Origin of the sequence: Pseudoroseomonas cervicalis ATCC 49957 (assembly GCF_000164635.1) — a bacterium.
GTDB classification, from domain to species: domain Bacteria; phylum Pseudomonadota; class Alphaproteobacteria; order Acetobacterales; family Acetobacteraceae; genus Pseudoroseomonas; species Pseudoroseomonas cervicalis.
On sequence record NZ_GG770777.1, the window covers coordinates 840098 to 854069 of the forward strand.

Sequence of the window (13972 nt, forward strand, 5' to 3'; positions counted from 1 at the left end):
GCCGCGCCCCCGGCAGCGATGCCGCCGCCAGCCTGGCCAGCCCGGCGCCCGAGGCGCTGGCGCAATGGTGGCAGGCGCGCCTGGCCGAATGGCAGCAGGCCGGCATCGCCGGATTCCGGGTGCTCGACCCGGCCTGGGGTGGCGGCTTCTGGGCGCGGCAGACCGCCGCCCTGCCGAACGCCTGTTTCCTGGCCTGGACGCCGGGCGTGCCGGCCGAGGCCCTGCCGCGGCTGCGCGAGGCCGGCTTCGCGCTGGTCGCCTCCTCCCTGCCCTGGTGGGATTTCGGCGCCGGCTGGTGGGTGGAGGAGGCCGAGCGCCTGTCCGGCGTCGCGCCGCTGCTGATGGCGCCCGAGGCGCCCTTCGGCCAGCGCCTGGCCGCCCGGCACAGCGACCGCGCCCTGGCCGAGCGCGCGGCGCTGCGGGCGTTGCGCTTCGCCGCCCTGTCCGGCAGCGCCTGGCTGATGCCGATGGGCTTCGAATACGGCGCGCTGCACCGCGCCGGCCAGGGCGCGCAGGAGGCGGCGCATTTTTCCGCATTGCGCCAGTCGCCGCGCTTCGACCTGACCGACGCGGTGCGTGAGGCCAATGCCGCGCGCCGCGCCCTGCCCCGGCTGGAGGGCGCGCCGCGCCTGCTCTCCGCCCCGCGCGCGCCGGTGGCGCTGCTGCGCGAAGGCGCGGAAGGCCGCGCCCTGGTGGTGGCCAATTCCTCCCTGTCCCGCCCGGCGCGGCTCTCGGCCGGGCAGCTCACCGGCCTGCTGCCGCGCCCCGGCCGCCTGCCAACCGACGCCCTGAAGGACGGCGCGCTGCGCCTCGGCCCCGGAGAGGTTCGCTGCATGACCATCGAGGATGTCACCCCGATCACCCTGCCCGACCTGCCGGTGGAGGCGGCGCTGGAGGCGGCGCGCATCGCCATCGAGGCGGTGCGGCCGGCGGTGGATGAGGGGCGCTTCCCGGTCAAGCGCGCGGTCGGCCAGGCGGTGCGCGTCACCGCCGACATCTTCGCCGAGGGCCATGGCAAGCTGGCCGCCCGCCTGCTGTGGCGCGCCGCCGATGAGGAAGCCTGGCACGAGGTGCCGATGCTGCCGGTGGTCAACGACATCTGGGCGGCGAGCTTCGTGCCGGAGCGCATCGGCCGGCATGTCTATGGCGTGATCGCCTGGGTCGACCATTTCGAGGCCTTCCGCGACGAGATCGCCAAGAAGCACAAGGCCGGCGTGCCGATCGCGCTGGAGCGGCGCGAGGGCATCTCCCAGCTGGAGGAGGCGCTGCCGCGCCTGTCGGGCGCCGAGGCCGAGGAACTGCGCGCGCTGATCGCGCGCCTTGGCGACGCTTCCGACGGCGAGGCGGTGGCGCTGTTCACCGCGCCGCGCACCCGCGAATTGATGACCGAGGCCGATGCCCGCCCCTTCCTGGCGCGCTCGGAGGCGCTGCCGCTGGATGTCGAGCGGCGCGAGGCCGGCTTTGCTTCCTGGTACGAGATCTTCCCGCGCTCGCAGAGCGGCAGCACCGAGCGGCACGGCACCTTCGACGATGTCATCCGCGCCCTGCCACGGGTGCGCGACATGGGCTTCGACGTGCTCTACTTCCCGCCGATCCACCCGATCGGCCAGAAGAACCGCAAGGGCCGCAACAACAGCCTGAAGGCCGAGGCCGGCGATCCGGGCAGCCCCTATGCCATCGGCTCCGAGGCGGGCGGGCATGACGCGCTGCATCCGGAGCTCGGCACGCTGGAGGATTTCCGCCGGCTGGTGGCGGCGGCCAGGGAGCATGGTCTGGAGCTGGCGCTGGATTTCGCCATCCAGTGCTCGCCCGACCATCCCTGGCTGCGCGAGCATCCCGAGTGGTTCGCCTGGCGCCCCGATGGCAGCATCCGCTACGCCGAGAACCCGCCGAAGAAATACGAGGACATCGTCAACGTCGAGTTCTACGCCGAGGGCGCCAAGCCGGCGCTGTGGCTGGCGCTGCGCGACGTGGTGCTGTTCTGGGTGAAGGAAGGCGTCAAGCTGTTCCGGGTGGACAACCCGCACACCAAGCCCCTGCCCTTCTGGGAATGGATGATCGGCGAGGTGCGCGCCAAGGCGCCGGATGCGGTGTTCCTGTCGGAGGCCTTCACCCGGCCCAAGGTGATGTACCGCCTGGCCAAGATCGGCTTCTCGCAGAGCTACACCTACTTCACCTGGCGCAACAGCGCCTGGGAGATGCGGGAGTATCTGGAGGAGCTGAACCGCGCGCCGGTGGCGGATTTCTTCCGCCCGCATTTCTTCGTCAACACGCCCGACATCAACCCGGTCTTCCTGCAGAACAGCGGCCGCGGCGGCCACCTGATCCGCGCCGGGCTGGCGGCCACGCTGTCCGGCCTCTGGGGCGTCTACAACGGCTTCGAGCTGTGCGAGGCGCGGCCCGTGCCGGGCAAGGAAGAGTATCTCGACAGCGAGAAATACGAGATCAAGGTCTGGGACTATGACCGCCCGGGCAACATCACCGCCGAGATCACCCTGCTGAACCGCATCCGCCGGCAGAACCCGGCGTTGCACACGCATCTCGGCACCACTTTCCTGCGCTCCAACCATGACGGCATCCTCACCTATGTGAAGGCGACGCCGGAGGGCGAGAACATCGTGCTGGTCGCGGTCTCGATGGACCCGAACCAGCCGCTGGAGACGCATTTCGAACTGCCGCAGACCGCCCTCGGCCTGCCGCCCGGTGCCGGGCTGCTGGCCGAGGATCTGATCCATGGCGGGGAGGAGGCATGGCACGGCACGCACCGCCATGTCCGCCTCGACCCGCATTCCATGCCCTTCGCCATCTGGCGCATCCGCGCCGCCGACAAGGCCTGATCCATGCCGCGTAACAGCAAGCCGGAGATGCCGGCTGACCCGCTCTGGTACAAGGATGCGGTGATCTACCAGCTCCACATCAAGTCGTTCTTCGATTCGAACGATGATGGCGTGGGCGATCTGCCCGGGCTGATCGCCAAGCTGGACTACATCGAATCCCTCGGTGTGGACGCGGTGTGGCTGCTGCCCTTCTACCCCTCGCCGCGGCGCGACGACGGCTATGACATCGCCGAATACAAGGCGGTGCATCCGGAATACGGGTCGCTGGCGGACATCAAGCGCTTCATCCAGATGGCGCATGCGCGCAACATCCGCGTCATCACCGAGCTGGTGATCAACCACACCTCGGACCAGCATCCCTGGTTCCAGCGGGCGCGCAAGGCAAAGCCAGGCTCGGCGCATCGCGACTATTACGTCTGGTCGGACACCGACAAGAAGTATGACGGCACGCGCATCATCTTCCTCGACACCGAGAAGTCGAACTGGACCTGGGACGCCGAGGCCGGCGCCTATTTCTGGCACCGCTTCTACAGCCACCAGCCGGACCTGAACTTCGACAACCCGCAGGTGATGAAGGAGGTCACCTCCGTCATGCGCTTCTGGCTGGATGCCGGGGTGGACGGGCTGCGGCTGGACGCCATCCCCTATCTGATCGAGCGCGACGGCACCAACAACGAGAACCTGCCCGAGACGCATGTCGTCCTGAAGAAGATCCGCGCCGAGCTGGACAAGCACGCGCCGGGCCGCATGCTGCTGGCCGAGGCCAACCAGTGGCCCGAGGACACGCAGCAGTATTTCGGCGATGGCGACGAATGCCACATGGCGTTCCACTTCCCGCTGATGCCGCGCATGTACATGGCGATGGCGCAGGAGGATCGCTTCCCGATCACCGACATCCTGCGGCAGACGCCGGAGATCCCCGAGAACTGCCAATGGGCGATCTTCCTGCGCAACCATGACGAGCTGACGCTCGAGATGGTGACCGACAAGGAGCGCGACTATCTGTGGGAGACCTATGCCTCCGACAAGCGCGCGCGCATCAATCTCGGCATCCGCCGCCGCCTGGCGCCGCTGCTGGAGCATGACCGCCGCCGCATCGAGCTGATGAATTCCTTGCTGTTGTCCATGCCCGGCACGCCGGTCATGTACTATGGCGACGAGATCGGCATGGGCGACAACATCCATCTCGGCGACCGCGACGGCGTGCGCACGCCGATGCAATGGTCGCCCGACCGCAATGGCGGCTTCTCCCGCGCCTCTCCGGCCAAGCTGGTGCTGCCGGCGATCATGGACCCGGTCTATGGCTTCGAGGCGGTCAATGTCGAGGCGCAGAGCAACGACCCGCATTCGCTGCTGAACTGGACGCGCCGCATGCTGGCGGTGCGCAAGCGGCACAAGGCCTTCGGCCGCGGCAGCTTCGGCTATCTCTATCCGGGCAACCGCAAGATCCTGGCCTATCTGCGCGAGCATGAGGGCGAGACGATCCTCTGCGTCTGCAACCTGTCGCGCACGGCGCAGGCGGTGGAGCTCGACCTCTCCACCTATGCCGGCCGCGTGCCGGTGGAGCTGGTGGGCGGCTCCTCCTTCCCGCCGATCGGGCAGCTGACCTATCTGCTGACCCTGCCGCCCTATGGCTTCTACTGGTTCGTCCTTGCCACGGAGGCCGCCATGCCGAGCTGGCATACACCCGCGCCGGAAGCGATGTCCGAGCTCTCCACCCTGGTGCTGCGCAGCGGCCTGGCCGATGTGCTGGCGCCCGCCCCGCGCAAGGTGCTGGAGCAGGATTCGCTGCCGCAATACCTGGCCCGCCGCCGCTGGTTCGCCGGCAAGGATGGCGTCGTGGCCAGCGCCCGCCTGGCCTTCGCTGAAGCGCTCTCCACCGAGAATGGCGAGGCGCTGCTGGCCGAGGTCGAGGTGCCCGAGGGCGAGGGCAGCGCGCGCTACCTGCTGCCGCTCGGCATCGTCTGGGAGGAGGATCTCAACACCGCCCTGCCGCAGCAGCTGGCCCTGGCGCGGGTGCGCCGCGGCCGCCGCGTCGGCCTGCTGACGGACGCCTTCGCGCTCGATGCGCTGCCGCAGGCGGTGCTGCGCGGGCTGCGCAACGAGGCGGTGATGCAGCTCTCGGAAGGCGAGATCCGCTTCCTGCCGACCTCGCTCTTCGATGCCGATGCCATCCCGGCCGATGCGGAGATCCGCCGCCTCTCGGCCGAGCAGTCCAATTCCTCGCTGATCATCGGCGACCATGCGGTGCTGAAGCTGGTGCGCCGTGTCACCGAGGGCATCAGCCCCGAGACCGAGATGACGCGCCACCTGACCGAGCGCGGCTTCGGCCAGACGGCGCCGCTGCTGGGCGAGGTGGTGCGGGTCTCGCCGGACGGCACGCCGCGCACCCTCGTTGTCGTGCAGGGCTTCGTGCGCAACCAGGGCGATGGCTGGGGCTGGACGATCGAGTTCCTCAACCGCTCCATCGCCGAGCTGGCGGTGAAGGACAATGCGTCGGAGGAGCAGGACGACGCCTTCGCCAACTACGCCGTCTTCGCCGGCGCGCTCGGCAGGCGGCTTGGCGAGATGCACGCGCTGCTGGCCGAGGACAGCGACGACGCCGCCTTCAAGCCCGAGCCTGCCACCGAGAAGGACGTCAAGGCCTGGGCCAAGGCGGCGCGCGCGCAGTTCGAGGCGGCGCTGAAGGTGGCCGGGCAGAGCGAGGAGGCCGCGGTGCTGCGCGAGAACCGCGCGGGCCTGCTGGAGGCGATCGACCGGCTCGCCGCCAGCGCCGAGGGCACGCTGAAGACGCGCATCCATGGCGATTTCCATCTCGGCCAGGTGCTGGTGGTGCAGGGCGATGCCTGCATCATCGATTTCGAGGGTGAGCCCGCCAAGACCCTGGCGCAGCGCCGTGCCAAGAGCTCGCCGCTGCGCGACGTGGCGGGGCTGCTGCGCTCCTTCGACTATGCGGTGGCCAGCGCCGAGCCCGGTGCCGGTGCCGGCTCGGTCGAGACCACCGACCTGCACGATTCGCTGCTGGAGGGCTTCCGCCAGCGCGCCGCCGCCACCTTCCTGGAGGCCTATCGCGCCGCCCAGGCGGAGGCGCCGCGCCCCTGGTCGACGCCGGAGAGCGAGGCCGCGCTGCTCGACCTCTTCCTGCTTGAGAAGGCGGCCTACGAGGTCTGCTACGAGGCGGCCAACCGTCCCGGCTGGCTGCATATTCCGCTGGGCGGCCTCAGCCGCCTGGCCCATCGCCTGCTGGGCAAGGAGTGACGCATGGCCGAGACCGCACTGCATCCGGACGCCATCGCCGCCCTGGTCGAGGCCCGTCATGGCGACCCCTTCGCCCTGCTGGGCCCGCATGAGACGGCGGGGGGGCGCGTGCTGCGCACCCTGCTGCCGGGTGCCGCCGCGGTCTCGGCGGTGACGCGTCAGGGCCTCTCACCCCTGGCGCAGATCCATCCGGCGGGGCTGTTCGAAGGCCCGCTGCCGGAGGGCGAGAGCTACCGGCTTCGCGTCGAGCGTGATGGCATCGTGGAAGAGATCGACGACCCCTATGCCTTCGGGCCGCTGCTCGGCGAGCTCGACCTGCATCTGCTGGGCGAGGGCGCGCATCAGGATATCGGCCGCTGCCTCGGCGCGCATCCGATGGTGGTGCAGGGCGTCCGCGGCGTGCGCTTCGCGCTCTGGGCGCCGAATGCGCGCCGCGTTTCCGTTGTCGGCGACTTCAACAACTGGGATGGCCGCCGCCACCCGATGCGGCTGCGCCATGGGCCCGGGGTGTGGGAGCTGTTCGTCCCCGGCATCGGCCCCGGCGCCATCTACAAGTTCGAGCTGCTGGACCCGAATGGCAGCCTGCTGCCGCTGAAGGCCGACCCCTTCGCCTGGCAGAGCGAGCCGCCGCCGGCCACCGGCTCCATCGTCATGGACACGGCGCGGCTCACCCCGCCGGCACCGCTGCGGCGTGGCGACGCGCCGGCCGCGGCGCAGCCCATCTCGGTCTATGAGGTGCATGCCGGCTCCTGGATGCGTGGCGAGGGCAACAGCCCGCTGAGCTGGGAGGAGCTGGGCGACCGGCTGATACCCTATCTGCAGGGCATGGGCTTCACCCATGTCGAATTCCTGCCGATCATGGCGCATCCCTTCGGCGGCTCCTGGGGCTACCAGCCGCTCGGGCAGTATGCGCCGCACGCGCCCTTCGGCCCGCCCGAGCATTTCGCCCGACTGGTCGAGCGCTGCCATGAGGCGGGGATCGGCGTCATCCTTGACTGGGTGCCGGCGCATTTCCCGACCGACAGCCACGGCCTGGCCCGCTTCGACGGCACCGCGCTCTACGAGCATGCCGATCCGCGCGAGGGTTTCCACCAGGACTGGAACACGCTGATCTACAATCTCGGCCGGCGGGAGGTGCGGAACTTCCTGATCGGCAGCGCGCTGCACTGGCTGGAGAATTATGGCGTGGACGCGCTGCGCGTCGATGCCGTGGCCTCGATGCTCTACCGCGACTACAGCCGCAAGCACGACGAATGGGTGCCCAACATCCATGGCGGGCGCGAGAATCTCGAGAGCATCTCCTTCCTGCAGGAGCTGTCGCGCATCATCGAGGAACGCTGCCCCGGCAAGCTGCTGATCGCCGAGGAAAGCACCGCCTTCCCCGGCGTCACCCGCCGCGCCGATGAGGGCGGGCTGGGCTTCGACTTCAAGTGGAACATGGGGTGGATGCACGACACGCTGCACTACATGGAGCGTGAGCCGATCCACCGGCAATACCACCATGGCGGCATCGCCTTCGGCCTGGTCTATGCCTTCTCCGAGCGCTTCATGCTGCCGCTGAGCCATGATGAGGTGGTGCATGGCAAGGGCTCGCTGATCGGCAAGATGCCGGGCGACGAGTGGCAGAAATTCGCCAATCTGCGCGCCTATCTCGGCTTCATGTGGACGCATCCGGGCAAGAAGCTGCTGTTCATGGGCGGCGAGATCGCGCAGCGCCGGGAGTGGAACCATGATTCCTCGGTCGACTGGCACCTGCTGGATCAGCCGGCCCATGCCGGCATGCAGCGCATGCTGCGCGACCTGAACAGGCTGTATCGCGAGACCCCCGCCCTGCACCAGCGCGACGCCGATCCGGACGGTTTCCGCTGGGTGGTGCTGGATGATTCCACCAACAGCGTCTACGCCTTCCTGCGCTATGGCGAGGCGGGGACGCAGCCGGCACTGGTGATCTGCAACTTCACCCCCGTGCTGCGCCAGGGCTACCGCATCGGTGTGCCGCTGGCCGGCGCGTGGCGCGAGGTGTTCAATTCCGATGCCGCCATCTATGGCGGCGCCAACAACGGCAATGGCGGCATGGCGCGCAGCGTGGCGGTGGAGTCGCACGGCTTCGATGCGGCGCTCGACCTGCAATTGCCTGGCCTGTCGACGCTGGTGCTGGTCCCGGCGGAGGGCTGAGCTTGCCTTTGCTGCCCGATTGGCTGCTCCCCGGGCGCCCCGATCCGCTCGGGGCGCATTGGGACGGGCTCGGGGTGAATTTCGCGGTGTTCTCCGCGCATGCCGAGCAGATCGACCTCTGCCTGTTCGACCCGGCCGGACGGCGCGAGATGGCCCGCCTGCCGCTGCCGGAATGCACCGACGAGGTGTTCCACGGCTATCTGCCCGAGGCCCGGCCGGGGCTGGTCTATGGCTATCGCGCGCATGGCCCCTACCAGCCGGAACAGGGGCATCGCTTCAACCCGAACAAGCTGCTGCTCGATCCCTATGGCAGGCAGCTGCAAGGCAGCCTGCGCTGGACGGATGCGCTGTATGGCCACCGGCTGGGCGCGCAGCGCGCCGATCTCAGCTTCGACCGCCGCGACAGCGCCGCCGCCATGCCGAAATCGGTGGTGGTGGACGACGCCTTCAACTGGGGCGATGACCGCGCGCCGATGGTCCCCTGGGACCGCACGGTGATCTACGAGACGCATCTGCGCGGCCTGACCATCCGCCGCGACGATCTGGTCCCGCGCGAGCGCGGCACCTTCGCCGCCCTGGCCGACCCCCCGGTGATCGAGCACCTGCAGAAACTCGGTGTCACGGCGGTGGAGCTGCTGCCGGTGCAGGCCATCTGCCAGGACCGCTTCCTGGTACAGAAGGGCTTGCGCAACTACTGGGGCTATTCCCCCCTCTCCTATTTCGCGCCCGAGCCCGGCTATCTCTCCTCCGGCGCGCTGGACGAGATCCGCGTCGCCATCCGCCGGATGCACGCCGCCGGGATCGAGGTCATTCTTGACGTCGTGTACAACCACACCTGCGAGGCGGACATGCTCGGTCCGACGCTGTCCTGGCGCGGGCTGGACAATGCCAGCTACTACCGGATGAACCCGGAGGATCCGCGCCAGCACATCGACGAGACGGGATGCGGCAACACGCTGAACCTCTCGCATCCCCGCGTGTTGCAGATGGTGATGGACAGCCTGCGCCACTGGGCCACCGCCTACCGGGTGGATGGGTTCCGCTTCGACCTCTGCTCGACGCTGGGCCGGGAGGCGCATGGCTTCGACCCGGCTTCGGGCTTCTTCGACGCCATCCGCCAGGATCCGGTGCTGTCGCGGCTGAAGCTGATCGCCGAGCCCTGGGATATCGGCCCGGGCGGCTACCAGCTCGGCAACCACCCGCCCGGCTTCTCCGAATGGAATGACCGGTTCCGCGACGGGGTGCGCCGCTTCTGGCGCGGCGATGATTCGATGCGCCCCGACCTTGCTGCGCGCCTCACCGGCTCCGGCGACCTGTTCGAGCGGCGGCGCCGCCGGCCCTGGGCCTCGGTCAATTTCCTGGCCGCGCATGACGGCTTCACGCTGGAGGATCTGGTCAGCTACGAGCACCGCCACAATGAGCCCAACCGCGAGGACAACCGCGACGGCCATGGCGAGAATTTCAGCGCCAATTGGGGCGTCGAGGGCCCGAGCGACGATCCGCTGATCCGCGACACGCGCGACCGGCTGAAGCGCGCCATGCTGGTCACGCTCTTCGCGTCGCATGGCACGCCGATGCTGCTGGGCGGCGACGAATTCGGCCGCACCCAGCACGGCAACAACAACGCCTATTGCCAGGACAATGAGATCTCCTGGCTCGACTGGTCGCTGGCGGGCTCGGAGGCGGGCATCGAGCTGTCGCATTTCATCGGCCGTGCCGCGGCGCTGCGCCGCCGCCACCCGACGCTGCGCAGCACCACCTATCTGCATGGCCGCACCGAGCCGCTGCCCGGCATCCCCGACATCGCTTGGTTCGACGCCGATGGCCATGCGCTGACGCCGGAGGCCTGGAACGTGCCGCAGGGCCGCACCCTGGCGCTGCGCCGCGCCGGCCCCACCGAGGAGGGCGGCGTCGAGGTGACGCTGCTGCTGCTGAATGCCGGCGCCACGCCGGTCGATTTCGTGCTGCCGCCGCCCGCCCTGCACTGGACGCTGCTGCTGAACAGCGCCCAGCCCCAGGCCGAGGAGGCGGCGGTGAACGGCCCCGTCCTCACCCTCGCGGCGCGGTCCGCCTGCCTGCTGGCCGCGCTGCCCCTTTCGCAAGAGGCCACTCCATGAGCCACGCCTATGCCTTCGGCGCCCTGCCTCTTGCCGGCGGGCGAACCCGCTTCCGCCTCTGGGCGCCGGGCCAGCCCGGCGTGACCCTGCTGCGCCGCGACGCCCCGCCCCTGCCGATGCGGCCCGAGCCCGATGCCGAGGGCTGGTGGCGCCTGGAGGCCGAGGCGCCGCCCGGCACCCGCTACCGCTACGCGCTGGGCGACGGGCCGACCGTGCCGGACCCCGCCTCGCATGCGCAGGATGGCGATGTCGATGGCTGGAGCATCGTCACCGACCATGCCGCGCATCGCTGGAAGCATGACGATTGGCGCACCCATCCCTGGCCGCAAAGCGTGGTCTATGAGCTGCATGTCGGCGCCATGGGCGGTTTCCGCGGCGTCATCGCCGCCCTACCGCGGCTGGCGCAGCTCGGCGTCAACACCATCGAGCTGATGCCGGTCAACGACTTCTCCGGCGCGCGCAACTGGGGCTATGACGGCGTGCTGCCCTATGCGCCCGACGAGGCCTATGGCACGCCGGATGAGCTGAAGGCGCTGGTCGATGCGGCGCATGGCCACGGCATCGCCGTCATGCTCGACGTGGTCTACAACCATTTCGGCCCGGCCGGGAATTACTGGCACAGCATCGCCCCCGGCTTCTTCCGCGACGACCTCTCCACCCCCTGGGGCGACGCGATCGATTTCCGCCGCGACGCGGTGCGCGACTTCTTCATCGAGAATGCGCTGTTCTGGCTGCGCGAATACCGCTTCGACGGGCTGCGGCTGGATGCGGTGCACGCCATCGCCAGCGACAGCTTCCTGCCGGAGCTCTCGCAGCGCGTGCGCGGCGCGCTCTCCCGCCCGGTCTATCTGGTGCTGGAGAACGAGACCAACGACGCCACCCTGCTGGAGCAGCATTTCGACGCGCAGTGGAACGATGACGCGCATCACTGCCTGCATGTCCTGCTGACCGGCGAATCGGAAGCCTATTACGCCGATTACGCCGACCGGCCAGCGGAGCATCTGGCGCGCTCCCTGGCGGAGGGCTTCGTCTATCAGGGCGAAACCTCGAAGAATCTCGGCCATGCGCGTGGCAAGCCGTCGGGGCATCTGCCGCCCTCGGCCTTCGTCAACGCCGTGCAGAATCACGACCAGGTCGGCAACCGCGCCTTCGGCGACCGTATCGCAACGCTGGCCTCGACCGATGCGCTGCGCGCGGCGCAGCTGGTGCAGCTGCTCTCGCCGCCGGTGCCGATGCTGTTCATGGGCGAGGAATTCGCCTCCGAGCGGCCCTTCCTGTTCTTCACCGGCTTCCCCTCGCCGGAGCTGGCCGATGCGGTGCGCGAGGGGCGGCGCAAGGAATTCGCCAAGTTTGCCGCCTTCCAGGATCCGGAGCGGCGCGCGCGCATCCCCGACCCCAACCATCCGGACACCTTCGAGGCCAGCCGCCTCGACCCCGCCGAGCGCACCCGCCCGCCCAAGGCGGAGTATGAGGCCTTCGTCAGCGCCCTGCTGGCGTTGCGGCGCGACAGGCTGGCGCACCGGCTGGCCGGCGCGCAAAGCCTCGGCGCCCGCCTGCTCGGCTCGGCCGCGGTGCAGGCGGAATGGCGGCTGGCGGATGGCGCGGTGCTCGGCATCGCCGTGCAGTTCGGCGATGAGGCGCTGCCGCTCACCCTGCCGCCGCATGCGCGGCTGGCGGAATCCGCGCCCGGCATCGCCGATGCCGTCGCCAGCGCCGAGCTGCCGCCGCGCAGCGCCTTCGCCTGGCTGCAGGAGCCCGCAGCGTGACCGAGGCCGAGGGGCTGCGCCGCCTGGCCCGCGCCGTCGGGCTGATGGCGGAGTGGGAGGACGCCCATGGCAAGCCCCGCAGCACCGCGCCGGAGACGCTGCGCGCCGTGCTCGCGGCGCTCGGCCTGCCCAGCGGCAGCGCGGCGCAGCTCAGGGAGAGCCTGGCGCATTGGCATGCGGCGCATCGCAGCGTCGCCCCGCCCCTGCTCACCGCCCTGCCCGGCGAGGCGCTGCGCCTGGCCCTGCCCGCCGGCCGCTACCGCCTGACCGCCGAGGATGGCACCGAGGTGGAGGGCGAGGCCGAGGGCGATGCGCAGGGGGCGCGGCTCACAGCCCCTGCCCTGCCCGGCTATTACACGCTGGAGCTGGGCCAGACCCCGCTGACCCTGGCAGTCGCGCCCGAGCATGGCCACCGCATCGCCGATGCCTGCGCCGATGCGGAAGGCGGCCGCTCCGGCGCCGCCGCCTGGGGGCTGGCGGTGCAGCTCTACGCGCTGCGCCGGCATGGCGATGGCGGCGTCGGCGACTACGCGGCGCTGGCGGGTTTCGCCGCCGGGGCCGCCGGGCTCGGCGCCGATGCCATCGCCATCAGCCCGGTGCATGCGCAGTTCAGCGCCGACCCCTCGCGCTTCAGCCCCTATGCGCCCTCCAGCCGGCTGCGGCTCGATGTGCGGCATGCCGATGGGGAGGATCTGCTGGGCGAGCTCTCCCCCGCCTTCCCGCCCGAGCTCGCCGCCGAATGGGCGCGGCTGGAAGGGCTGGAGCTGGTGGAGTGGCCCGGCGTGGCGCGCGCCCGGCTGGCCCGGCTGCGCCAGCTCTATGACGCCTTCCGCCAAGCGGCGCCCGAGGCGCTGCGGGCCGAATTCGCGACCTTCCGCGCCCAGGGCGGCGCCGCCTTGCAGCGCCACGCCATCTTCGAGGCGCTGCACGCCGCGCAGCTCGCCGAGGATCCGGCGCGCTGGCACTGGAAGGACTGGCCGGTGGGCCTGCGCGACCCGAACGGCCCCGATGTGGTGGCCTTCGCGGAGGCCGCCGCGGTCGAGGTCGATTACCACGCCTTCCTGCAATGGATGGCCGATCGCGGCCTGGGCGCGGCGCAGCGGGCGGCGCGGCAGGCGGGGGCGCGGATCGGGCTGATCGCCGACCTCGCCATCGGCGTCGATGGCGGCGGCAGCGATGCCTGGTCGCGGCAGGAGGAATTCCTCACCGGCATCGAGATCGGCGCGCCGCCGGACATCTTCAACGCCAGCGGCCAGGGCTGGGGCATCACCACCTATGCGCCGCACGGGCTGCGCGCCACCGGCTTCGCCGCCTTCCGCGAGATGCTCGCCACCGCCTTCCGCCATGGCGGCGGGGTGCGGCTGGACCATGTGCTGGGCTTGCGCCGCCTCTGGCTGGTGCCGCAGGGGGCGAGCCCGGCGGAGGGCTGCTATATCCGCTACCCGCAGCGCGACCTGCTGCGTCTGGTGGCGCTGGAATCGCTGCGCCACCGCGCCATTGCCATCGGCGAGGATCTCGGCACCGTGCCGGAGGGCTTCCGGCCGGAGCTGGAGCGCGCGGGCCTGGCCGGCATGCGGGTGATGTGGTTCGAGCAGGCCGCCGGCGGCTTCAAGCCGCCGCAGCGCTGGACGCGCGAGGCCGCCGCCATGACCTCCACCCATGACCTGCCCACGGTCGCCGGCTGGTGGCAGGGGCGCGACCTGGAATGGCGCGACAGGCTCGGCAGCAGCCTGCCCGGCCAGGCGGAGACGCGGGCGGCGGAACGGCCGAAGCTCTGGGCCGCCTTCCGCCGCGCCGGCGTGGCCGAGGGCCCGCCGCC

At 70.5% G+C, this 13972-nt stretch carries 6 protein-coding genes; all 6 read left to right on the top strand.

The window, feature by feature from the left end; genetic code table 11:
• Positions 1-2837, top strand: a 2837-nt coding sequence (locus HMPREF0731_RS03650; RefSeq protein ID WP_007002672.1) for an alpha-1,4-glucan--maltose-1-phosphate maltosyltransferase, incomplete at its 5' end; no start/stop codon positions are given.
• Positions 2838-2840: 3 nt separating this feature from the next.
• Positions 2841-6095 (top strand): maltose alpha-D-glucosyltransferase, encoded by a 3255-nt coding sequence (gene treS / locus HMPREF0731_RS03655; RefSeq protein WP_007002673.1) that lies wholly within the window; start codon positions 2841-2843, stop codon positions 6093-6095.
• A 3-nt stretch (positions 6096-6098) separates the two neighbouring features.
• On the top strand, positions 6099-8270 hold the full coding sequence (gene glgB / locus HMPREF0731_RS03660; protein WP_007002674.1) for a 1,4-alpha-glucan branching protein GlgB: 2172 nt from the start codon (positions 6099-6101) through the stop codon (positions 8268-8270).
• A gap of 2 nt (positions 8271-8272) precedes the next feature.
• Positions 8273-10387: a glycogen debranching protein GlgX gene (gene glgX / locus HMPREF0731_RS03665; RefSeq protein WP_040611896.1), complete on the top strand. Its 2115-nt coding sequence runs from the start codon at positions 8273-8275 to the stop codon at positions 10385-10387.
• On the top strand, positions 10384-12153 hold the full coding sequence (gene treZ, locus HMPREF0731_RS03670) for a malto-oligosyltrehalose trehalohydrolase (RefSeq protein WP_007002676.1): 1770 nt from the start codon (positions 10384-10386) through the stop codon (positions 12151-12153). The genes glgX and treZ overlap by 4 nt, the downstream gene beginning before the upstream one ends.
• On the top strand, positions 12150-13972 hold a 1823-nt coding region (malQ, locus tag HMPREF0731_RS03675; protein WP_007002677.1), incomplete at its 3' end, for a 4-alpha-glucanotransferase. The genes treZ and malQ, both read left to right, overlap by 4 nt.

Excerpts from the sequence above, each read along its gene's own strand:
- treS (WP_007002673.1), top strand. The coding sequence starts at position 2,841 with ATGCCGCGTAACAGCAAGCCGGAGATGCCGGCTGACCCGCTCTGGTAC.
- glgB (WP_007002674.1), top strand. The coding sequence starts at position 6,099 with ATGGCCGAGACCGCACTGCATCCGGACGCCATCGCCGCCCTGGTCGAG.
- treZ (WP_007002676.1), top strand. The coding sequence starts at position 10,384 with ATGAGCCACGCCTATGCCTTCGGCGCCCTGCCTCTTGCCGGCGGGCGA.